Annotated in this window: 12 protein-coding genes; 4 read left to right on the top strand and 8 right to left on the bottom strand. The window is 46.5% G+C overall.

Features of this window, described 5'->3' with window-relative positions:
• Positions 1-23: 23 nt before the first annotated feature.
• Positions 24-1,178, bottom strand: coding sequence for an MFS transporter (locus NO559_RS10330; RefSeq protein ID WP_258331748.1), 1,155 nt, complete (start codon positions 1,176-1,178; stop codon positions 24-26).
• A gap of 133 nt (positions 1,179-1,311) precedes the next feature.
• Between NO559_RS10330 and NO559_RS10325 the strand changes: the two genes are divergently transcribed.
• A complete protein-coding gene (locus NO559_RS10325; protein ID WP_258331747.1) occupies positions 1,312-2,364 on the top strand; it encodes an AraC family transcriptional regulator in 1,053 nt (350 codons plus the stop codon).
• Positions 2,365-2,415: 51 nt separating this feature from the next.
• On the opposite strand, the gene NO559_RS10320 is transcribed toward NO559_RS10325, so the two are convergent.
• The 7 genes from NO559_RS10320 to NO559_RS10290 all read right to left on the bottom strand — a co-directional run bounded on the left by NO559_RS10320 (position 2,416) and on the right by NO559_RS10290 (position 13,896).
• Positions 2,416-5,427: an EAL domain-containing protein gene (locus NO559_RS10320; protein ID WP_258331746.1), complete on the bottom strand. Its 3,012-nt coding sequence runs from the start codon at positions 5,425-5,427 to the stop codon at positions 2,416-2,418.
• A gap of 330 nt (positions 5,428-5,757) precedes the next feature.
• Positions 5,758-6,912 carry an aromatic ring-hydroxylating dioxygenase subunit alpha gene (locus NO559_RS10315; protein ID WP_258331745.1) on the bottom strand — a complete coding sequence of 385 codons (1,155 nt, stop codon included), beginning with the start codon at positions 6,910-6,912 and terminating at the stop codon, positions 5,758-5,760.
• Positions 6,913-7,032: 120 nt separating this feature from the next.
• Positions 7,033-7,779 carry a helix-turn-helix domain-containing protein gene (locus NO559_RS10310; protein ID WP_258331744.1) on the bottom strand — a complete coding sequence of 249 codons (747 nt, stop codon included), beginning with the start codon at positions 7,777-7,779 and terminating at the stop codon, positions 7,033-7,035.
• A 266-nt stretch (positions 7,780-8,045) separates the two neighbouring features.
• Positions 8,046-9,434, bottom strand: coding sequence for a glutamine synthetase family protein (locus NO559_RS10305; RefSeq protein WP_258331743.1), 1,389 nt, complete (start codon positions 9,432-9,434; stop codon positions 8,046-8,048).
• 82 nt (positions 9,435-9,516) lie between these two features.
• A complete protein-coding gene (locus NO559_RS10300; protein WP_258331742.1) occupies positions 9,517-10,722 on the bottom strand; it encodes an aminomethyltransferase family protein in 1,206 nt (401 codons plus the stop codon).
• Complete coding sequence (locus NO559_RS10295; RefSeq protein WP_258331741.1) at positions 10,719-12,284, bottom strand: NAD(P)/FAD-dependent oxidoreductase; 1,566 nt, start codon at positions 12,282-12,284, stop codon at positions 10,719-10,721. Before NO559_RS10295 ends, NO559_RS10300 begins: the two co-directional genes overlap by 4 nt.
• Positions 12,277-13,896, bottom strand: a complete 1,620-nt coding sequence (locus NO559_RS10290; protein WP_258331740.1) for an NAD(P)/FAD-dependent oxidoreductase — start codon at positions 13,894-13,896, stop codon at positions 12,277-12,279. The genes NO559_RS10295 and NO559_RS10290 overlap by 8 nt, the downstream gene beginning before the upstream one ends.
• 266 nt (positions 13,897-14,162) lie before the next feature.
• On the opposite strand from NO559_RS10290, the gene NO559_RS10285 reads away from it, so the two are divergent.
• From NO559_RS10285 to NO559_RS10275, 3 genes are all read left to right on the top strand, one after another.
• A complete protein-coding gene (locus NO559_RS10285) occupies positions 14,163-14,804 on the top strand; it encodes a TetR family transcriptional regulator C-terminal domain-containing protein (RefSeq protein WP_258331739.1) in 642 nt (213 codons plus the stop codon).
• Between the two features lie 24 nt (positions 14,805-14,828).
• Positions 14,829-16,181: an MATE family efflux transporter gene (locus tag NO559_RS10280; RefSeq protein WP_258331738.1), complete on the top strand. Its 1,353-nt coding sequence runs from the start codon at positions 14,829-14,831 to the stop codon at positions 16,179-16,181.
• A gap of 135 nt (positions 16,182-16,316) precedes the next feature.
• Positions 16,317-18,314, top strand: a complete 1,998-nt coding sequence (locus NO559_RS10275) for a tetratricopeptide repeat-containing sulfotransferase family protein (RefSeq protein WP_258331737.1) — start codon at positions 16,317-16,319, stop codon at positions 18,312-18,314.
• The last annotated feature ends 22 nt before the right edge of the window (positions 18,315-18,336 follow it).

The following is an 18,336-nucleotide window of genomic DNA, read 5'->3' as shown; positions in this document are numbered from 1 at the left end:
CACTTATCCTGTTTTTATAGCTATCAAATAACCGCTAGTGTTTTTTTGCCCAGAGCAAAGGCCATTACAAAGCAACACAAGCTCAATAACACGGAAACCGTAATCAACCACAACACCGCGCTAAAATCACCCTGCACCATTAATAAGGCCGCCAACCCAGGCCCCAGTGCCGCCCCCATAGAGTGAAAGGCAGGTGCCACTGCAACACTGCAGCCCGAACGATCTACCGCATTTACTGCCGCATACTGATAGGCCAGCGAATAATTCCACACAAAGTTATACAAGGCTGCACTGGCAATAAATAGTGCCTCAGTAATCACCCCCGCCAACATTAACACCGCAATCACCGTACCCACCGCACCTATGGCTAAAGGGATACCACGGCCATAGCGTTCGCCCTTCCATGCCGCTAATAAAGCACCGGCAATACCCACTGCCACACCTATAGACAAACCCCAGCCCATAAAGCTAGCAGCCAAACCAGACGCCGCCCCCATGCGCTCTATATAGGTCCAGTAGCAGCCGACATTAAAAAAGAAAAAGAAGCAGCCCATTAAAGCTAATAAAGAGCCGGGCTGCATAATGCTACTTAGCTTTATTAACTGCGATACTGTTTTGCCAGCGCCAGGTAATAACAACACCGCCAGCATAGCCACAAAATCTAACAACAATAGCACTGTCAACAAACCCAACAAGCCCGTTTGCGCAATTAGCCCCGGTAACAGCGCCAAACCTAACACCTGAAAAGCCACTTGCGCTGCGATGGAAAATCCAAAATTTCTATCGGGCTGGCTGCTGTCCGAGAGCACCGTCAACATTAAAGAGTAGGCTGAGCCACCACCAAAACTGGCTAGCGCTAATGCCAGCACGGTAAGCATTGCCTGTTCAGAAAAAATAGCCACACTGTGGCCTAATATCATAAACCCAAAAGATACTGCCCCCGCTAAGCGCCAATTGATTTTTCTCACCCAAAATACAGCCCCTACCGAACTAATGGCAGAAGCCAACAATACAAATGAAGATAAATAACCTAACTCCTTATCATTAAACGATAAGGCGCTGCTAACTGTACCCACCAATAAAGGCAGCAACAAAAAACCTGCAGCAGAAACTACCGTCATAAAAACCACTGCAGCAATCACTAGCGGGGATTTAATAGCCAAGGCTTCTGTACTCATGGTGATCAAGCTCTATTTATTATCTAGCTTTCAGTTGCGCCCTAATACGCTTGTATTATCATCTATCTCTGGGTATTAATATTGACCACAGATGACAACATTGGCACGTAGTGTGTAGGGGCTCTTAAACAACATGGCTAAAAATAACAAGCGCCCTCTACCCCTTAGCAGCTCACTTACTACGCCTACCATTAGCAGCCGTTTTCTGGTACCGGTTTTTCGCTATTTGCATAAGCACCACCCGATACAGGCTAAGCAATATCTCAAGCTATACGCATTAGCTGAAGAAAGCTTTGCAAGCGAGGGCGATATTACTATGGAATGTTTTCAAAACATTCTGGAGCAAGCCGCCATAGACTGCCAAGATCCTAATATAGGCTTACACATTTACGAGGAGCTAGCATTTAGCGACTTAGGGATTTTAGGCTATGCCATTAATAGTATCGCCACTGTAGGCCAGGCCTTAAAGCTACATACCCGCTATTACCATTTATATCAATCTAATATAGAGGTAGCGCTGAACATTACTAGCGATCTGGTTCAACTGTCCTATCGTATCCTATCGCAGAACCTCAGCTATAGCCGCCAAGATTCAGAAATCAGCTGCATGTATAGCGTTTACCTAATTAGAAAATTAGCGCAGGCGGACTGGCGCCCACTGGCAGCGCATTTTCAACATGCAGAACCCGAAGATACCAGTGAACATAAGCGCCTTATTTGCGAGCAACTACTGTTTAACCAAGCTACTAATAAAATCATTTTTGACAAGTCCACCTTAGACTTAAGCATTATTAACGCCAATGAGCCATTGGCCAATACGCTGGAAGAAGCACTACGCCGTATAGATAAAGTCACCGACAACAGTGAAGATTCTTTAATAGAAAAGGTGCAGCAAAGCATAGTAGCTTCATTACCCGAAGCACTACCCAGTATAGAAGATATGGCCAGCACGCTACATCTTACAGCCAGAACCTTGCAACGCAGGCTATCAGAACAGGGCTATAACTACAGCCAACTGTTAGACGCCACCCGAAAAAGCTTGGCCACTCATTATTTAACCAACACCAGCTTAGCCGCAACAGAAATAGCTTATTTGTTAGGCTATTCTGAAAGCAGCGCCTTTGACCGAGCCTTTAAACGCTGGTGCGACATGACGCCGATAGAGTACCGGCGCAGCAACAGCTAAACACAAACAACCATTTATTTTAAATCAACAGCAGCTACAGGGCTGTTATTTTTATAAAACTTCTTGATCAAGCTTAGTCAGCATCTCTGTGAAAACAGTCTCTAACTCTGCGTAGGGTTTGGGCTTAGAAAATAAATAGCCCTGATAATAGTTACAACTATTACCTTCCAAAAAACGCAACTGCTCTTCGGTCTCCACCCCTTCGGCAACCACTTGTAGATGTAGTTTTTGAGCCATAGAAATTACTGCCGCGGTGATTTCCATATCATTATTATCTTCTGGAATATCCTTCACAAAAGAGCGGTCTACCTTCAAGAAATCTAAGGGCAAACGTTTTAAATAACTTAACGATGAATAGCCTGTACCAAAATCGTCTATGGCGATGACTATACCCATTTTCTTTAGCCCTTTAAGGGTGTTAATGGCTTTTTCTAATTGCGAAATCAACATAGACTCGGTGATTTCCAGTGTTAAGAAACGACCTGGCAAGCCCGTTTTATCCAACACGGATTTAACTTTTTTAACCAATTCCGGGTTTGAGAATTCTCCCGCAGTTAAATTGACCGCCATCTGAACCTCAGGGTGGGTCTTATGCATTTGCACTAGATCTGTACAGGCCTGCTCCAACACCCAGGCTCCTATACCTTCTATTAACCCCAGCTCTTCGGCGACCGGTATAAATACCACCGGTGACAACAGGCCCTTAGTGGGATGCTGCCAGCGTATTAGCGCCTCTAACTTATGGATACGATGGGTTTTAGCATCGATAATGGGCTGGTAATACAGCACAAATTCTTTATTAACCAGGGCTTGCCGTAAATCATTTTCCATATCCAAATAATCAGCGCTAAACATATTAATGCGCTCATTGTAGATTTGGTAGTTATTGCGCCCCTCGCTCTTCGCGTGATACATGGCCATATCTGCCATTTTCATCAACTCTATAGAATCTTTTTCGTGATCAGGATAAAGGCTAACGCCTATACTGGTCGTGGTGGATAATTTTTTACCTGCCACAGCTATTGGCTTTTGAATTACGGCAATGATTTTTCTGGCTAAGGCCTCTACATCAGAGATATTTTTTATATCGGGGACCAGCACGGTAAACTCATCGCCACCTAATCTAGCCACGGTGTCTTGCTCGCGCATGGAAGTCTTTAGCCTATCAGCAATAGCCACCAGTAGCTGATCACCTACATCATGCCCCAAGGTATCATTAACCACTTTAAATCTATCTAAATCCAAGTATAAAATGGCTGCCTGGGTACCATGGCGCTTGGCAAAACTAATATGCTGCTTTAAACGCTCTTTAAATAAGCGCCTATTGACCAAGCCCGTTAACGGATCATAGAAGGCTAGCTGCTCCATCTCTTGGTGAGCTAACTTAATATTACTTATGTCTTCACACACCCCCACATACTCTATAACGCCCCGCTCATTATTAACTACTGGGGTAATTGAAAACAAAATCCACAAGGCATGGTCGTGTTCTCTTTTAAATTCTAACTCGCCGCGCCAGGCTTCGTTTTTAGCAATGGCATTAAGCATAGCAACTGCATCATCAACTGAGCTATCTGAAAATGGCAACTCGTTAACCTTTAGCCCTAATATTTGCGAGGCATCTTTGTTTAATAATTTTAAAAACTGATTATTACAGTAATTAATACGCCTATCTTGCTGTGCAATAAAAACAGCACTGGAGCTATTTTCTACCGCGCGCGACAGCATATGTAGCTGGTGACTGGACTTCTTGCGCTCGTGATTTAAAACCAGCAAAGAAACTTGGTTGCTTATATCCGAAAGCAATCCTTCCTCTTCTGAACTCCACTGGTGCAGCTCACAGTAGTCTATACATACACCCCCTACGAGCTTGCCGTATACATACACCCCCACGCTGGCCGAAGAGACAATACCGTCTGCCATTAACAGGGTATCCGCAAAATCACTGTAGGCCTCACTTTCATAAACATTCGCACTACAGATAAGGCGATTTTTTTCCAAGGCTTTAATATAATTAGGGTAGCTTTGCAGCGTATAATCATAACGTGCACTATTTTTATCGTGCGTTTTTTGTGTAGCCAGATAAGCACTCACACATTTCATGCTGTGATCATCACTGGCTAACAGCCATATACAAACCGAATAAGCCTCGGGCGCCACTTGCTCACCAACCACTTTGGTTATTTGATCACAGCCCTCTTGTATAACACCTTCGGCTATAGACTCATCATGCATCAGGGTGAAAACCGCATTATGATGCCGTTGCATAAGCTGATTCTTTTGATCAAAACTTTCTTGCATCTTACGGTAGTTGCTGTTTCTTACCGTTAGCATAATTAAATCGGCAACCTGATTGTGAAAGCTGATTTCATCCACAGTCCAGCTTCGTTCTACAATATCCTCGCTGGTGATCACACCGATAATTTCGCCATTTTCAATGACTGTGCTTTCTATAGACGACTTAATATTCCACTGCTTACGTTCTTCATCAAACTCTTGCTGGGTAGCATAGTTAGACTCGGTAACCGTATCGTGCACCAAGGATCTGCGACCTTCAAACTCGGCAAACCAGGCTGGAAACTCTTCTGCAGAGTATTCATATTCAGGTTCGTGTAAATCCTGGCTCAACACATATTCATCTATACAATTGAGGTAATTCTTATCTTCATTCAGCAACCAAGCCCCCGTAAATTCTGCATGTAAAACCTGTGAGGTTGTTTTACATATTAACTGCACGGCCTGCTCTATATAGCCGTTGATAATGGCATCGGATTTAGCTAGCTGCCGTAGTGCTTTTTTCTGCAAGGACTCGCGCTGACGGCGTAAATCTTCATCTGGCCCCTGGCTGTATTCATTGAGTAGGCACTGTATATTGAGGGTGTTGAGCAGTATTTCCAGCTGCGCTAGCGACAGATTGTCTAAACCTTGTTCAAAATCCTGCACTTGCTTAAGCTCTAGCCCGCACATATGCGCTAACTGCCCCTGACTGAGGCGCATAGCAATACGCTGCGAAGTACAGATATCGACGATATAGTTAGAAAAATTTTTACGGGGTTGGGCCATAGCAAGCCAATACCTAAGTTAACATCCAAAAATAATGAGTATAGCGGCTAACTAATACCTAGGCAGGCGCGCAGGCGCCGCTTAGGACTATAGTAAAGCCATTAACATTTTAGACTATATAACTTATACCACTATAACCTTAATGGTATATATTGGGCTGCAACAGCAAAGACAATAATAGCAAGGCCTGGGCTTAGACTAAGAGCTAGGCCAAGCTCACAGGGCAGCAGGCATTGCCAATACTAGCGTTAATAGCACAGCAAGCCACCACCTATCACTAGTGGGCAGCCTGCCATCTCCCGCATTAACTGAAAAGCAAATAATGAGGGCTTAGCGCAACTGCGCCCTCACCCAGTTTTGAAAATCATGCACCGCATACTCCTCGGGCATTAAGCTGCCTTTTTTATGGCGTATAGAGCGCATACCCGCTTGGTTTAACTCCGAGACATGGGCATCTTCGGCCATCACCTGTTTCACAAAATCTACTGCGGGGGCAATATCTACGTTTGGGTCATTTAAAGTTTCTTCCATAAACAGCCACTCGGCCTGTATTTCGGTTTTCTCTGGGCCTAGCGGCATAATGCGCACAATACGCATATAGTCGACGTGGCCGACAATAAAGGCTGTTGGCTGCACATCCACATAGGTAAAGGCGCGCGCTCTTTCCTCATCACTTAAATTGGGGAATACATTGCCTATAGGCTGACCATCTGTAGTCCAGGTTTGCGCCCCAGTACGCATACCACCACGCAGAGCAGGGTCGTCGCTAGTGAGGTTTTGTTGCCAGTTAGGATCGTCATAGGGTGTCATGTAGTTGCGGCGGTAAATGGGTACCAGTTTACTTAAATCTTTGTGTACGCCGGGGCAGTGTAGGCACTCATTATAATTTTCCCAAAATACTTTCCAGTTGCAGTCCATGGTTTTGCTATAGCTGGCCCCCACTTTTAAATCTGCCGCCGGCCAATTGGCAAAGGCATTAGCGCCTGCACCTATGCATTGCTCTATAGCTTGGGCATCTTGGCCCGCTAAATTAACAAACACAAAGCCATTCCAGTCCACCACGGCTACGTCATACAGTGAGTGTTCAGCCATGTTGAATGCGCTAGGGCACTGCTTTGAAGGGGTACGAATTAATTCACCCTGCTGGTTATAGGTCCAATTATGATAGGGGCACATAATATTTTTAGAGCGCATCACACCTTCGGTTTCTGTTACTAATACCGAACCTCTGTGGCGACAGGTATTGTGGAAGGCTTGCAAGCTGCCCTCTTCGGTACGCAACACTAAAATATTTTGGCTACCAATTTGCTGGGTGCGAAAAGCGCGAGGCTGAGCCAAGGCGTCAGCTCTGCAGACGTAAACCCAGTTTTTATACCAAATCACCTCCAGCTCACGCTGGTAGTGTGCTGGGTCAAAATACCAGTCTACCGGCAGGGTTTCTTTGAGTTCGGTGAGGCCGTTGTATCGCAATTCTTGTTTAGACATATTTCACTCCCCTAACTGACTTTAAGCATGCTAGGCACAGGTTTGATAATCAATAGTAGAATATAAATTAACTAGGGCTATGTCTTACTAGCGGGAGCGGGTGTAAAAAATAATTGGGCTTTATAGCTGTTGCATATAAAGTTTGGGGGTTAAATCGGTTTTTTGTTTAAAAAACTTATAAAAAGTCGTCATAGAACTAAAGCCAGACTCCGTCGCTAATGCGGTAATATTGCGGCAGGGCTGCTGTAATTGGCTAATAAAATAATCAACTCTGGCGTTATTAATATATTGATAAAACGACAAGTCAAAAACCTGGTTAAACACATAAGATAGCTGATTACGGCTGTAGCCTGTGGCCTTAGCCACATCGTCTAAACTCAGCTCAGGGTTTAAGTAGGGCTGAGTTTTAAAATACGCCTGGGTGTCTCTTACTATCGCATTAATGCTAGCCTCATCTAAGGCGATTTTACCCAAATCACTGCGCCCGCCCTCTTTGCCCAGCTCAGCAAAAGAACTGTATTCGTGCACGCGTATGATTTTGCCATCGCGTATAGTCATCACGTCACAGCCACGGCAACTACTTTTTTTGCCACTAATGGGCGAGATATAAACAAAGCTATAAGTAGAAAAAGCAGTATCGCCATCCACTCTTACTTCATCGTGATAAATATAATCTAGCAGTGCGGTAGGCAAGGAAATTTTAACGTAGGTTTGCACGTCTTTAGCGCGCACTTGTTTGGCCCCAGAAAAGGTAATGTATTCGGCATTGGGTGAGAGTATAGAGAGTATGCCGTCCAGATCGCCCTGCTGCCAAAACTTACGGTATTGCTGGGCAACTTTGCGGGTTTGTTCGGTTAGAGTGGTCATTAGGAAAGCAGCCTCTTTGAGGCTGAGCTGTAAGTATTAAGCTTTAAGCGGCAAGAATGTAAAAGCAAAAACTTTAACTCCGGTCATGCCCAAAACATTCACTTTGCTTATGGGGCAGGCTCTGCCGGGCTACTACCCGGCATCCACGAAAACATAAACATCCGAATGGAACACATCTAGCTATATGGCGCAGGATTAAAATAGTTAGTTCTATCCTGTACATCCTATCCTTTAGACTCCGGCTTTCGCCGGAGTGACCTGGAAGTTTAAACCGCTCGTAAATACCACTCGTAATCCACATTGGATACGATGGCACGGAAGGCATCGCATTCATCGCGGCGTATCTGCGAAAACAAACCGCAGTATTCCTCACCCAAATAGCCCTTAACAATAGTGCTGGCATCAAAGGCGTCCAGTGCGGCTTCCCAAGTGATGGGGATGTCTACATCCATCTCACCTAAAAATTCACCCCCTTGCACCATCTCGCCATGGGGCTGGCATTTATTTTCCATGCCGTAATCTATGCCCATTAATACACAGGCCATGGCGAGGTAAGGGTTGGTGTCGGCACCGGCTACCCTATGCTCTATGCGTAAGTCTTTGCTGCCCGATGTGGGTATGCGCAGCGACACATCGCGGTGGTTGTAACCCCAGGCGGTAGACACCGGCGCATAGGCACCCGGCACCAAACGGCGGTAGGAGTTGGCATTAGGCGCAAACACCGCCATGCAATCCGACATGGTATCGGCCAGGCCACCAATAGCGTGGCGCATGGTATCGTTTAGTGGTGGCACTTGCTCTGAGCCGGGCTCAACAAAAATATTATTACCGTCTTTATCGTACACGCTAACATGCATGTGCATGCCATTGCCCGCTAGCTCGGCATAGGGCTTGGCCATAAAGCAGGCCGCCATACCGTGTTGTAAGGCCACGCCTTTAATAATGCGCTTTAGTAACACGGCGTGGTCACAGGCTACCAGTGGATCCTCTACATGATGCACGTTAATTTCTAACTGGCCGGGCGAAAACTCGGAATGTATGGTGGTCATAGGCACGCCCTGCAACTCACAGGCTAAGCGTACGTCATTTAAGAACTCGTCGTTTTCCCACAACTCATCGGCCATGGCATATTGCACGCCCTGCTGTTTTAAACCGGTGCCATGTATGCGGCCTAGCTTAACTCTGGGCTTGGCATCATCACTTTGCTCCAGCAAGTAAAATTCCATTTCGGTTGCCACTATGGGTTTTAAACCTTTGGCGTAGAAACGGTCTTGCAATAGTTTTTCTAAAATATTTCTGGGGTCATACATGCCCGGCGTACCATCGAGGTTAGTAATGCTCGCCATCACCTGACCGGTGGGCGATTTTAACCAGGGCACAGTTGCCAGGGTATTGGGTATGGCCTTCATGGATTTATCAGGGTCGCCACTGAGGTACTCTTTGCCTATATCGGTGTTGTAATCACCCATAGTATTGACTAACGGCATAGTGGTAACGGCTTTTAAGTTTCCTTTAAAGAAGGTCGCAAACTCCAAGCGAGGTATACGTTTAGTGCGCAAAATACCGTTCATATCCGGTATTAGCACCTCCAGCATTTGTATCTCGGGGTTGTTCTCTAAAAAAGCCTCTAACTCAGGGTTTGCTGTTTTGCTCATAATTTTTTAACCATCACATACGTATAAAATGCAGCCGCTCTCAACAGAGCGGCTCGCTAAACCACAACACTGGGCGCCGCTATTAAAAGGGTGCCGGCGGTGTTGCTCTTCTTCTTGGGGGATCGTACATAGGCCCTTTTACTACCACGCTTTTAGCTAATACCTTAGTCCAGTGTAGCTCACGCTCGTAATATATCTCGGTAATTAACTCTTCACCTATCTCGCCGTACTTGGCATCCACCTGCCCAAAGGCCACATTGGCCTTGGCGCTGGGGCACCAGCCTGCCGAGGTGACAGTGCCTATGACTTTACCTTTTTTGTTGAGTATAAAAGAGTTGTTAGCCGGCTTATTACCTTCAATATCTAACATCACAAAACGATAGCGGGAACCGTTTTCTTTCTCTTTAAGCAAAGCCTTGCGGCCATTGAAAAAGGGCTTGTTAAAATCCACCAACCAACCCAAGCCTATCTCAAAAGGCGAGCGGGTTCTGCCTACGCGCACCTGGTCTTCGGCGGGCACAAAGTCTACCGCGGCCTGTATAAAGCCAGCCTCTTTGCGCGCCATATCCAAGGCGTATAAACCAAAGGGGCGGATCAGGTATTGCTTACCCGCGGCAAATAACTGATCCCATAGCGCTTCGGCTAGTGCAGGCTCTACCCATAGCTCATAACCTAAGTCACCCGTAAAACCGGTGCGGCTAACCATTAACTCACCGCCTTCAAATGGGAAGGTGGTGAGACCAAAAGGCTTAAGATTTTCTATACCTTCTAAACCCATGGCCATTAGGCAAGAGCAAGAGGTGGGGCCTTGCACCGCCAGTGCGGCTACCTGTTTGGTTTCATCAACTATCTCTACATCAAAGCCTTCGGCCGACCACATTAACCAGTCTATGCAATGGGTGTAGGAGCATAAACGGTACTCATCTTCCGCTAAGTGAAAAATCGTGCCGTCGTCCATCACCTGGCCATCAGAGTTACACCACACGGTGTAGCCTACGCGGCCCACTTTAATTTTAGTGACGTCGCGCGTCACCAGCCGATTTAAATAAGCTTCTGCATCGGGGCCGGTGATGCGGTACTTGGTCATGGGGGTTAAGTCCATAACACCGGTTTGGCTGCGTATGGCAAAGTACTCTAACTCATAATCATCGTATTCATGGGCAACCATAAAGCCTTTCCAGTTTTCCCACGAGTTCAATTTGTTTAAGGCTGAAGAGCGCGAATGAAACGGTGTATGTATTAACATCGTTTCTCTATCATTAGCTTGTTGAACGCTGACCTCACTCATGCGGAACCTCCTCTTTTTATAATTTCATTGGCAGCATTTTTACCCGCCAAGCCCATCACATTACCACCCGGATGTGCACCAGCACCGCAAAGGTAGAGGCCATCAACTGGCGTGCCGTATTGCTCCGAGCCTGGGAAGGGTCGCATCATGACTACTTGATCCAAGCTAATATCACCGTGATGCCAGTGGCCATCGGTCATATTGTATTCACCCTCTAAATCAGCAGGGGTTAACAATTCGCTGGCAATGATTAGCTCTTTAATACCGGGGGCATAATCAGCAATGGTATTGATGGCTAATTCTTTAAAGGCATTTTTAGTTGCTTCCGTCCAACCTGCTTTTAATTGCCCCGGCGCAAACTGCACTATCGCCGACAACACATGCTTACCCTCAGGCGCCAAACCTTTATCGTGCACGGTGGCTATGCTGATATCCAACACCGGCGCCGTGGAAAACTCACCATACTTCGCACAGTTAAACGCGCGCTCTATGTGATGCATATCCGGTGCTATCACTAAGCGGTTGCCCACTTGCCCAGCGCTTAGGCCGGTAAACTCTGGCAAGCCATCTAACGCTAGATGTAATTTGGCGGCACTAGCTTTGGTGCGGAAGTTTTTAACCCGGCGTACGGTATTCGTTTCTAGGTTGCGTCTACCCACTAAGTTATTAAAGGTGGTTTTAGGATCGGCATTGGATACCACTAGGGTAGCGCTAATGCTTTCGCCATTTTCTAAGGTTACGCCGCTAGCGCGCTCGGCGGTTAGGTCTATGCTTTTTACTCTGGCGGCACTGCGTATTTCTACGCCGGCAGCCGTAGCAGCATTGGCCAGGGCCACACCTACGCTACCCATACCACCTTTTACTAAGGCTGGGCCGTTAAAGCCGTAAACATCACCCATGTGGCGGTATAAGTAACCGTAAACCGTACCCGGTGAGCGCGGCCCCATGTGTGCGCCTAATACGCCATCAAAACTGATTAATGATTTTAATAGTTCATCATCAAAAGTTTCTTCCATCACATCAAACATATTGATTAAGCCCAGACGCAGTAACTCGTACATGTCGGCCTTGCCTAATAACTTAACACCTAAACCTATTTTTAAAAGGTTGATGCGGTCGGTCCAATTGTTTTCTATCACTTTCGGTGGGCGCACGGTAAAGAGCTTATCTAATAATTTAGAAAACTTGCCCATTTTACGGCGAAATTCCCTGTAGGCGGCTTTATCTTGCGCCGACACACCTTCCACTCCGCCTTCACCGGTAATGGTGACGTGCTTAGCATCTTTGGCCAAAGCGATAGAATGTAAATTTTTAGCCGCGTATTGCAAACCATGGCTAGCTAAATTTAAATCCTTGGCAATGGTGGGGTTTAGGGAGTACATCCACTGCGCACAAGCCGACACTGAAAAGCCCGGGTGAAATTCACGGGTAGCAGCACCGCCGCCCAATTGTTCATTGGCCTCTAACACCAATACTCGGCGACCGGCTTTTGCCAAATAGGTCGCACAAATTAAACCGTTATGGCCACCACCGACCATCACGACATCGTATGATTTAGTCATCTGCATAGCCCTCTGGAACTGTATTATTTCGTTTTAAATCTATCAGTATTTCACGCGCGGCATTGGCACCAGGTGCCGCCATTACACCACCACCGGGGTGGGTGCTGGAGCCACACATATACATGCCTTTAACCGGGCCTCTATACTGACCGTATCCAGGGAAGGGTCTATTTGAGAACAGCTGATCGAAAGTTAATTCACCTTGGAATATATTACCTTCGGTTAAGCCTATCTCGGCTTCAATTTCACGGGGGGTACGAACTTCCGCGTGTAAAATTAAATCTTTAAAATCGGGGCTGTAATTCGCGACCTGGTCAATAACCGTTTGGCCAAAGGCATCTCTATCGGCATCCGTCCACTCACGGCCCTGTATTTTAGGCGGACAGTACTGCACAAAACAGGTCATCATATGCTTACCCGGAGGCGCCATGGTGGGGTCTGTTAAAGTGGGGATTAAGGTATCCACATAGGGGTCGCGCGAGAAGTTACCATCTTTCCAATCGTCGTAGGCTTTTTCCATACGCGTTAACGAATCGGTAAAGTGAAAGTCACCGGCCATCAGTGGCGTGCCCTTGGGGAGCGCAGGGAAAGTGGGCAGGCCATCTAAGGCAATATTAACCTTGCCGGAAGAGCCCCGCGACTTAAAGTTTTTGGCTCTTTCTATTACGTACTCAGGCAGGTCTTTCTCATCCATAATGCCCAAGAAGGTACGCTTGGCCTCTAGGTTAGACACCACGATGTCGGCGTAAAACTCCGTGCCATCCTCTAAGGCCACACCGGTAGTCTTACCGTTTCTAACCATAATTTGTTTTACTTTGGCATCGGTACGTATCTCGCCGCCAAAGGATTTAAAAGAGCTAGCCAAAGCATTGGCCACCGCGCCCATGCCACCACGGGTAAAACCCCAAGCGCCAGCGGTGCCATCTACGTCGCCCATATAGTGATGCAGCAATACATAAGCTGTACCCGGCGAGTAAACCCCCAACGCGGTACCGATGATGCCGGTGCCGCCTAAGTGGGCTTTAATAATGTCGGACTCAAAATACTCATCCAAAAAGTCGCCCACCGACTTGGTCCAGTACTTTAGCGTATCGCCAAAGTTAACATCGGTTTTCATATCCATCACGGTTTTGGCCAGCACCATCATCTCTTTGATGTCGCTCATTTTCCAAGAGGCGGGATCGGGTGGCGTGCGCAATAAAAATTTACGTATAAGGCGGGTTTGTTTGGTTACGTCGGCGCCGTAACGCTCGTAAGCATTGGCATCGCGTACTGAGTGCCTGGCCATTTCACGGTGCTGGCGATTATGGTCAGAGAAGTTGCCATAGTAGTCGCCATTTTCCATAAAGGTCACACCGCCACCATAGGGCACGACTTGCAGGCCGTGACGGGGCAATTCTAGGTCGCGGTTAATTTCGGGCCTTAACAGACCGCACACATAAGAACAGTTGGTGTACTTCCAATCTTTGTGCAGCTCACGGCTAACCGTGGCACCACCGATGTAGGAGTTCATCTCCAACACCAATACATCTAACCCAGCCTTCGCTAGGTATGCTGCATTGGTGAGGCCGTTATGCCCTGCACCGATGACTATAGCATCATATTTTTTCACTCTTTGGACTCCTTTAATTCGGGCCATTTAGTACGTTTTGTAGTTATTAGTTCTAACGCGATAAAGCATGCCACGACTTTTTTTAGCTGTCTACAAGTTAATGAACGTTCATTCATTGATATATAGAGCAACATTAGCTATACAGTGTATTGTTTCCACACAAGCTACCCCCATTAGCCCGATGATCGGATATAATGGCCGCTATTTGCGCCCTATTGGCCTATAGCTTTATTACCTAATAACAACTGGACCCGGACCAGCCACACATGACTAAAACCACCGCCAGCCCTAGCCGCAAGCGCCGCGCCATGCCTAAACAGGACCGCCGCATACAGTTGATCAAAGCCACGATTAGCTGCATCGCCAATAAAGGCCTATCCAATATCACCATGGCCGACATCACCACCGAGGCAGGGCTGAGTCTAGGCATAGTCAACTTACATTTTCAGAGTAAAAACAATCTATTAGTAGAAACCCTGCGCTTTGTGGTGGACGAATACAATGAAGGCCAAGCCAAGATACTCAAGAAGCGTAGCACTAAAACCACGCAAGAGATTTTAGAAGATCACCTGGCTTTCGACTTTAGTGCCAAGGTCTGCCAAAAAGATAAACTGGCGGTGTGGTTTGGCTTTTGGGGCGAGGCCAAGTCCCGCCCCACTTACCAAAAAATCTGCGCGGAATCAGACTCCGCCACTGAGTCCTCTATTAGTACCCTGTTTCAAGAGATTATTGAAGAAGGCAACTACCAGGGCCCCGATGCCGACACTGTTACCAAGGGCTATACCGCCATAGTCGAAGGCCTGTGGTTAGACCTATTAATCACCCCCGCCGCCTTTAATCGCAAAAATGCCAAACGCGTGGCCAGAGCCTATTTAGCAGCGATGTTTCCGCAGCACATAGACTTATAAAGCACACAGCACAGGCTCCATACCATGACGGATAAATACGACCCCATTACCGGCAAGCCCAGCGCCGTCTTTTTTCGTTACGCCATACCCTCGGTGCTGGGGCTACTCTCTATCTCCTCGGCGCAAATGATAGACGCCATGTTTGTGGGCAACTATGTAGGCAAAGAAGCACTGGCCGCCATTAACCTCACCATACCCGCCTCCACCCTTATCTATGCCATAGTCTTTATGTTAGCGGTAGGCGGCTCAGTGGTAGCCGGTAAATTTTTAGGCGAGAACAATCCGCAGGCCGCCTCTGATAGTTTCACTAAAATCATACTCACGGTACTGCTGCTTAGCCTGATGCTATGCCTACCCGGCATGATTTTTATCAACCCCGTCGCCAAAGCCCTGGGAGCCACTGCCGAGATACTACCATTAGTCGATACTTATTTATTTTTACAGTTACTGTTCACCCCCATGATTATGGTGGGCGCAGCGCTAAGCTATTTTGTGGTAGCCGATGGCCGCCCCTTACTTAGCTCTAGCGCTTTTATGATTAGCGCCGCACTCAATGTGCTATTGGACTGGCTGTTTATAGTAGTAATGGATAAAGGTCTGGCTGGGGCGGCACTAGCTACCGGCCTATCGGGCTGCATTATTATTTTTATACTGCTGCCACACCCTTTTTCAAAAGCAGCCAAACTCAGATTTGTTAAACTGCAAGGCTCTTGGATGCCGGTGCTAAAAGCCGCCATCAATGGTATTTCAGAATTCACCAACGAAGTCTCGGTAGGCATAGTCACCCTGCTATTTAACTGGATAATCATCACCCAGCTAGGCACCGAGGGTATAGCCGCCTTTACCGTTATTATTTATGTACTGTATTTAGGGGTAATGATCTCCTACGGTTTTAGCGAGGCACTGCAGCCCACCATTAGCAAAAACTTAGGCGCAAAAAACTACGGCAATATACGCAAGTACCTCAACATAGCCATCTCCTCATCTATTATTGTGGGTGCAGTTTTCTGCCTGGTGCTACTGCTAAGCCCAGACCCTATCATTGCGTTATTTCTACAAGCTGATGAAACCCAGACCATAGCCATAGCAAAAACTTTTATTGGTTATTTTTGGCCTACCTTTTTATTTGTGGGCGCTAATATTGCCTTTACCTCTTACTTTACTGCCATACACCAACCCACACCTTCGGCCATACTAGCACTGGCCCGCAGCTTAATATTACCTGTGATATTTTTGTTTACCCTGCCACTATGGCTGGGCAACAAGGGGATTTACTTGGCCATACCGCTAGCCGAAGCGATAACCTGCCTGTTGGCTATAGCACTGCTTTCACGCTGCAAATACGCCAGGCACCAGCACCAGCCCGTAGAGCTATAGCTTACACAAGTACCCTAGCTATTCAGTTGCTATCGTTTTATTATCGGGCTAATGCATCGCAAGCAAACCTGTAGATGCGACACAATAACGATAAAAATACGTACCACACCCTGCAACAAAACCGAGAAGTAGCCCATGCAAACTACCGCCTCCCAAGAAGTTTTTAATGAAGCCATCGAATATCTCAACACTGGCAAGGCACAAAAAGCCATAGACTTATGCCTGCGAGCCATAGAGCGTAATAATGAAGACGTCAACATGATCGCTCTACTGGGGGCGATTTATCTTCAAATCAATGACATAGAAAAAGCCGAGCGTAACCTAAAACAGGCTATAGATTTAGCTCCTACTTTTGCCAAGCCCTATGAAGACTTAGGAATATTAATGGTCACCGAGGAGCGCTTTGATGAAGCCTTATCTTACTTAGAAAAAGCTGTGCGCTTGGACCCTAGCCTGGCAGATGCTTATTTTAACCTAGGCAAAACACTAGCCAACTTAGGCCGAGGCAGAGAGGCGGACAAAGCTTACGAACAGGCCTTCAACTTATCGCCAGAACGAAAAGCCATGGCGAAAGCCGCTAAAGCTCAAAAAGAAGGAAAACTCGACGATGCCGAGAAAGGCTATCGCCAAGTGCTTAAAAAAAACCCAAATAATGTCGATGCCCTACGCTTTTTATCACAGATTGCAAGCACTCAAAACCATTATGATGATGCCGAGCGTTTTCTAAAAAAAGCGATAAAATTAGCGCCGGATTTTTTATTAGCCGTGATGGACTTAGGAAAGCTATACAAAGATCAAAACCGTTATGCAGAAGCCATAACTCAGTTTAGGCATGCCATCAGTATAGCCCCCAATCGCCCTATGCCCTACATGCAACTTGCTAGCACGCTGGCCCCCATTGCCGAGCTAGATGAAGCCATAGCTATGTATAAAAAATGTCTAGAGCTGGCCCCCAACCACCCAGGCGCCTTATTAAATTTAGGGCATAACTTAAAAACTATAGGTCAGCTGCAGGAGGGCATAGCCGCGTATGAAAAATGTATAGAAGTATTACCCAGCAGCGGGGAGACTTACTGGAGCTTAGCTAATTTAAAAACTTATAAATTTACCGACCCTCAAATAGAAACAATGATTAGCGAAAGTAAAAAAGAGGACCTCAATCCTGTGTCTAGAGTTAATTTTTTATTCGCTCTAGGAAAAGCTCACGACGATAGAAAAGAATATAACAAAGCGTGGCACTATTATCAGTTGGGTAATAGCGAACAAAGAAATTTAATTAACTACGACCCAGTTCACACCGAGGTTACTAATGATAGAATTATTCAAACCTTTAATGCTGAGAATATTAATACATTAAGCCAAAATGGAAATTCAGATCCAGCGCCTATTTTTATTGTAGGCCTACCGCGCTCGGGATCCACACTACTAGAACAAATTATAGCCAGTCATAGCATGGTAGAAGGCACTGCTGAACTCCCCTACCTAAATAGAACAGCGCTGTCTTTAAATAAGAATAGAATAGATGGCGTCAACTACCCCGAAGCCGTTATGGAGCTGCAAGAACGTCATCTAAAAAAGCTAGGGCAAGATTACTTAGACGCAGCGCAGACTCATCGCCTAGAAAACAAACCCTATTTTATTGATAAAATGCCTAACAACTTCCCACACCTAGGTTTTTTACACTGCATATTACCCAACGCCAAAATAATAGATGCCAGGCGTAACCCCATGGATGCCTGCGTAGGCAACCTGCGCCAGCTCTATGCAAACGGCCAGACTTTTTCCTACGATCAAACCGACATAGGTGAATATTACCTACAATACCAACGCCTAATGGATCACTGGCATGAAGTAATGCCCGGTAAAATATTAACCTGCCAATACGAAGAAACCGTGGCCGATTTAGAAGGCCAGGTACGCCGTATACTGGATTATTTAGAACTGCCCTGGGAAGACGCCTGCCTAAACTTCCACAACACTGACAGAGCCATACGCACGCCCAGCTCCGAACAAGTACGCCAACCCATATACACCCGCAGCATAGGCAAATGGCGCCGCTATGAATCAGAACTAGGCGAGCTTAAAGAGGTATTGGAGGATATATTGCCTAGGTATGAGAAATATCTAGGCTAGTCGCTAGTTCATAGCCTCTAGT

The sequence above is a fragment of the Dasania sp. GY-MA-18 genome, assembly GCF_024734385.1.
Lineage (GTDB): Bacteria > Pseudomonadota > Gammaproteobacteria > Pseudomonadales > Dasaniaceae > Dasania > Dasania phycosphaerae.
This window is presented reverse-complemented; position numbering and strand designations above follow the sequence as displayed.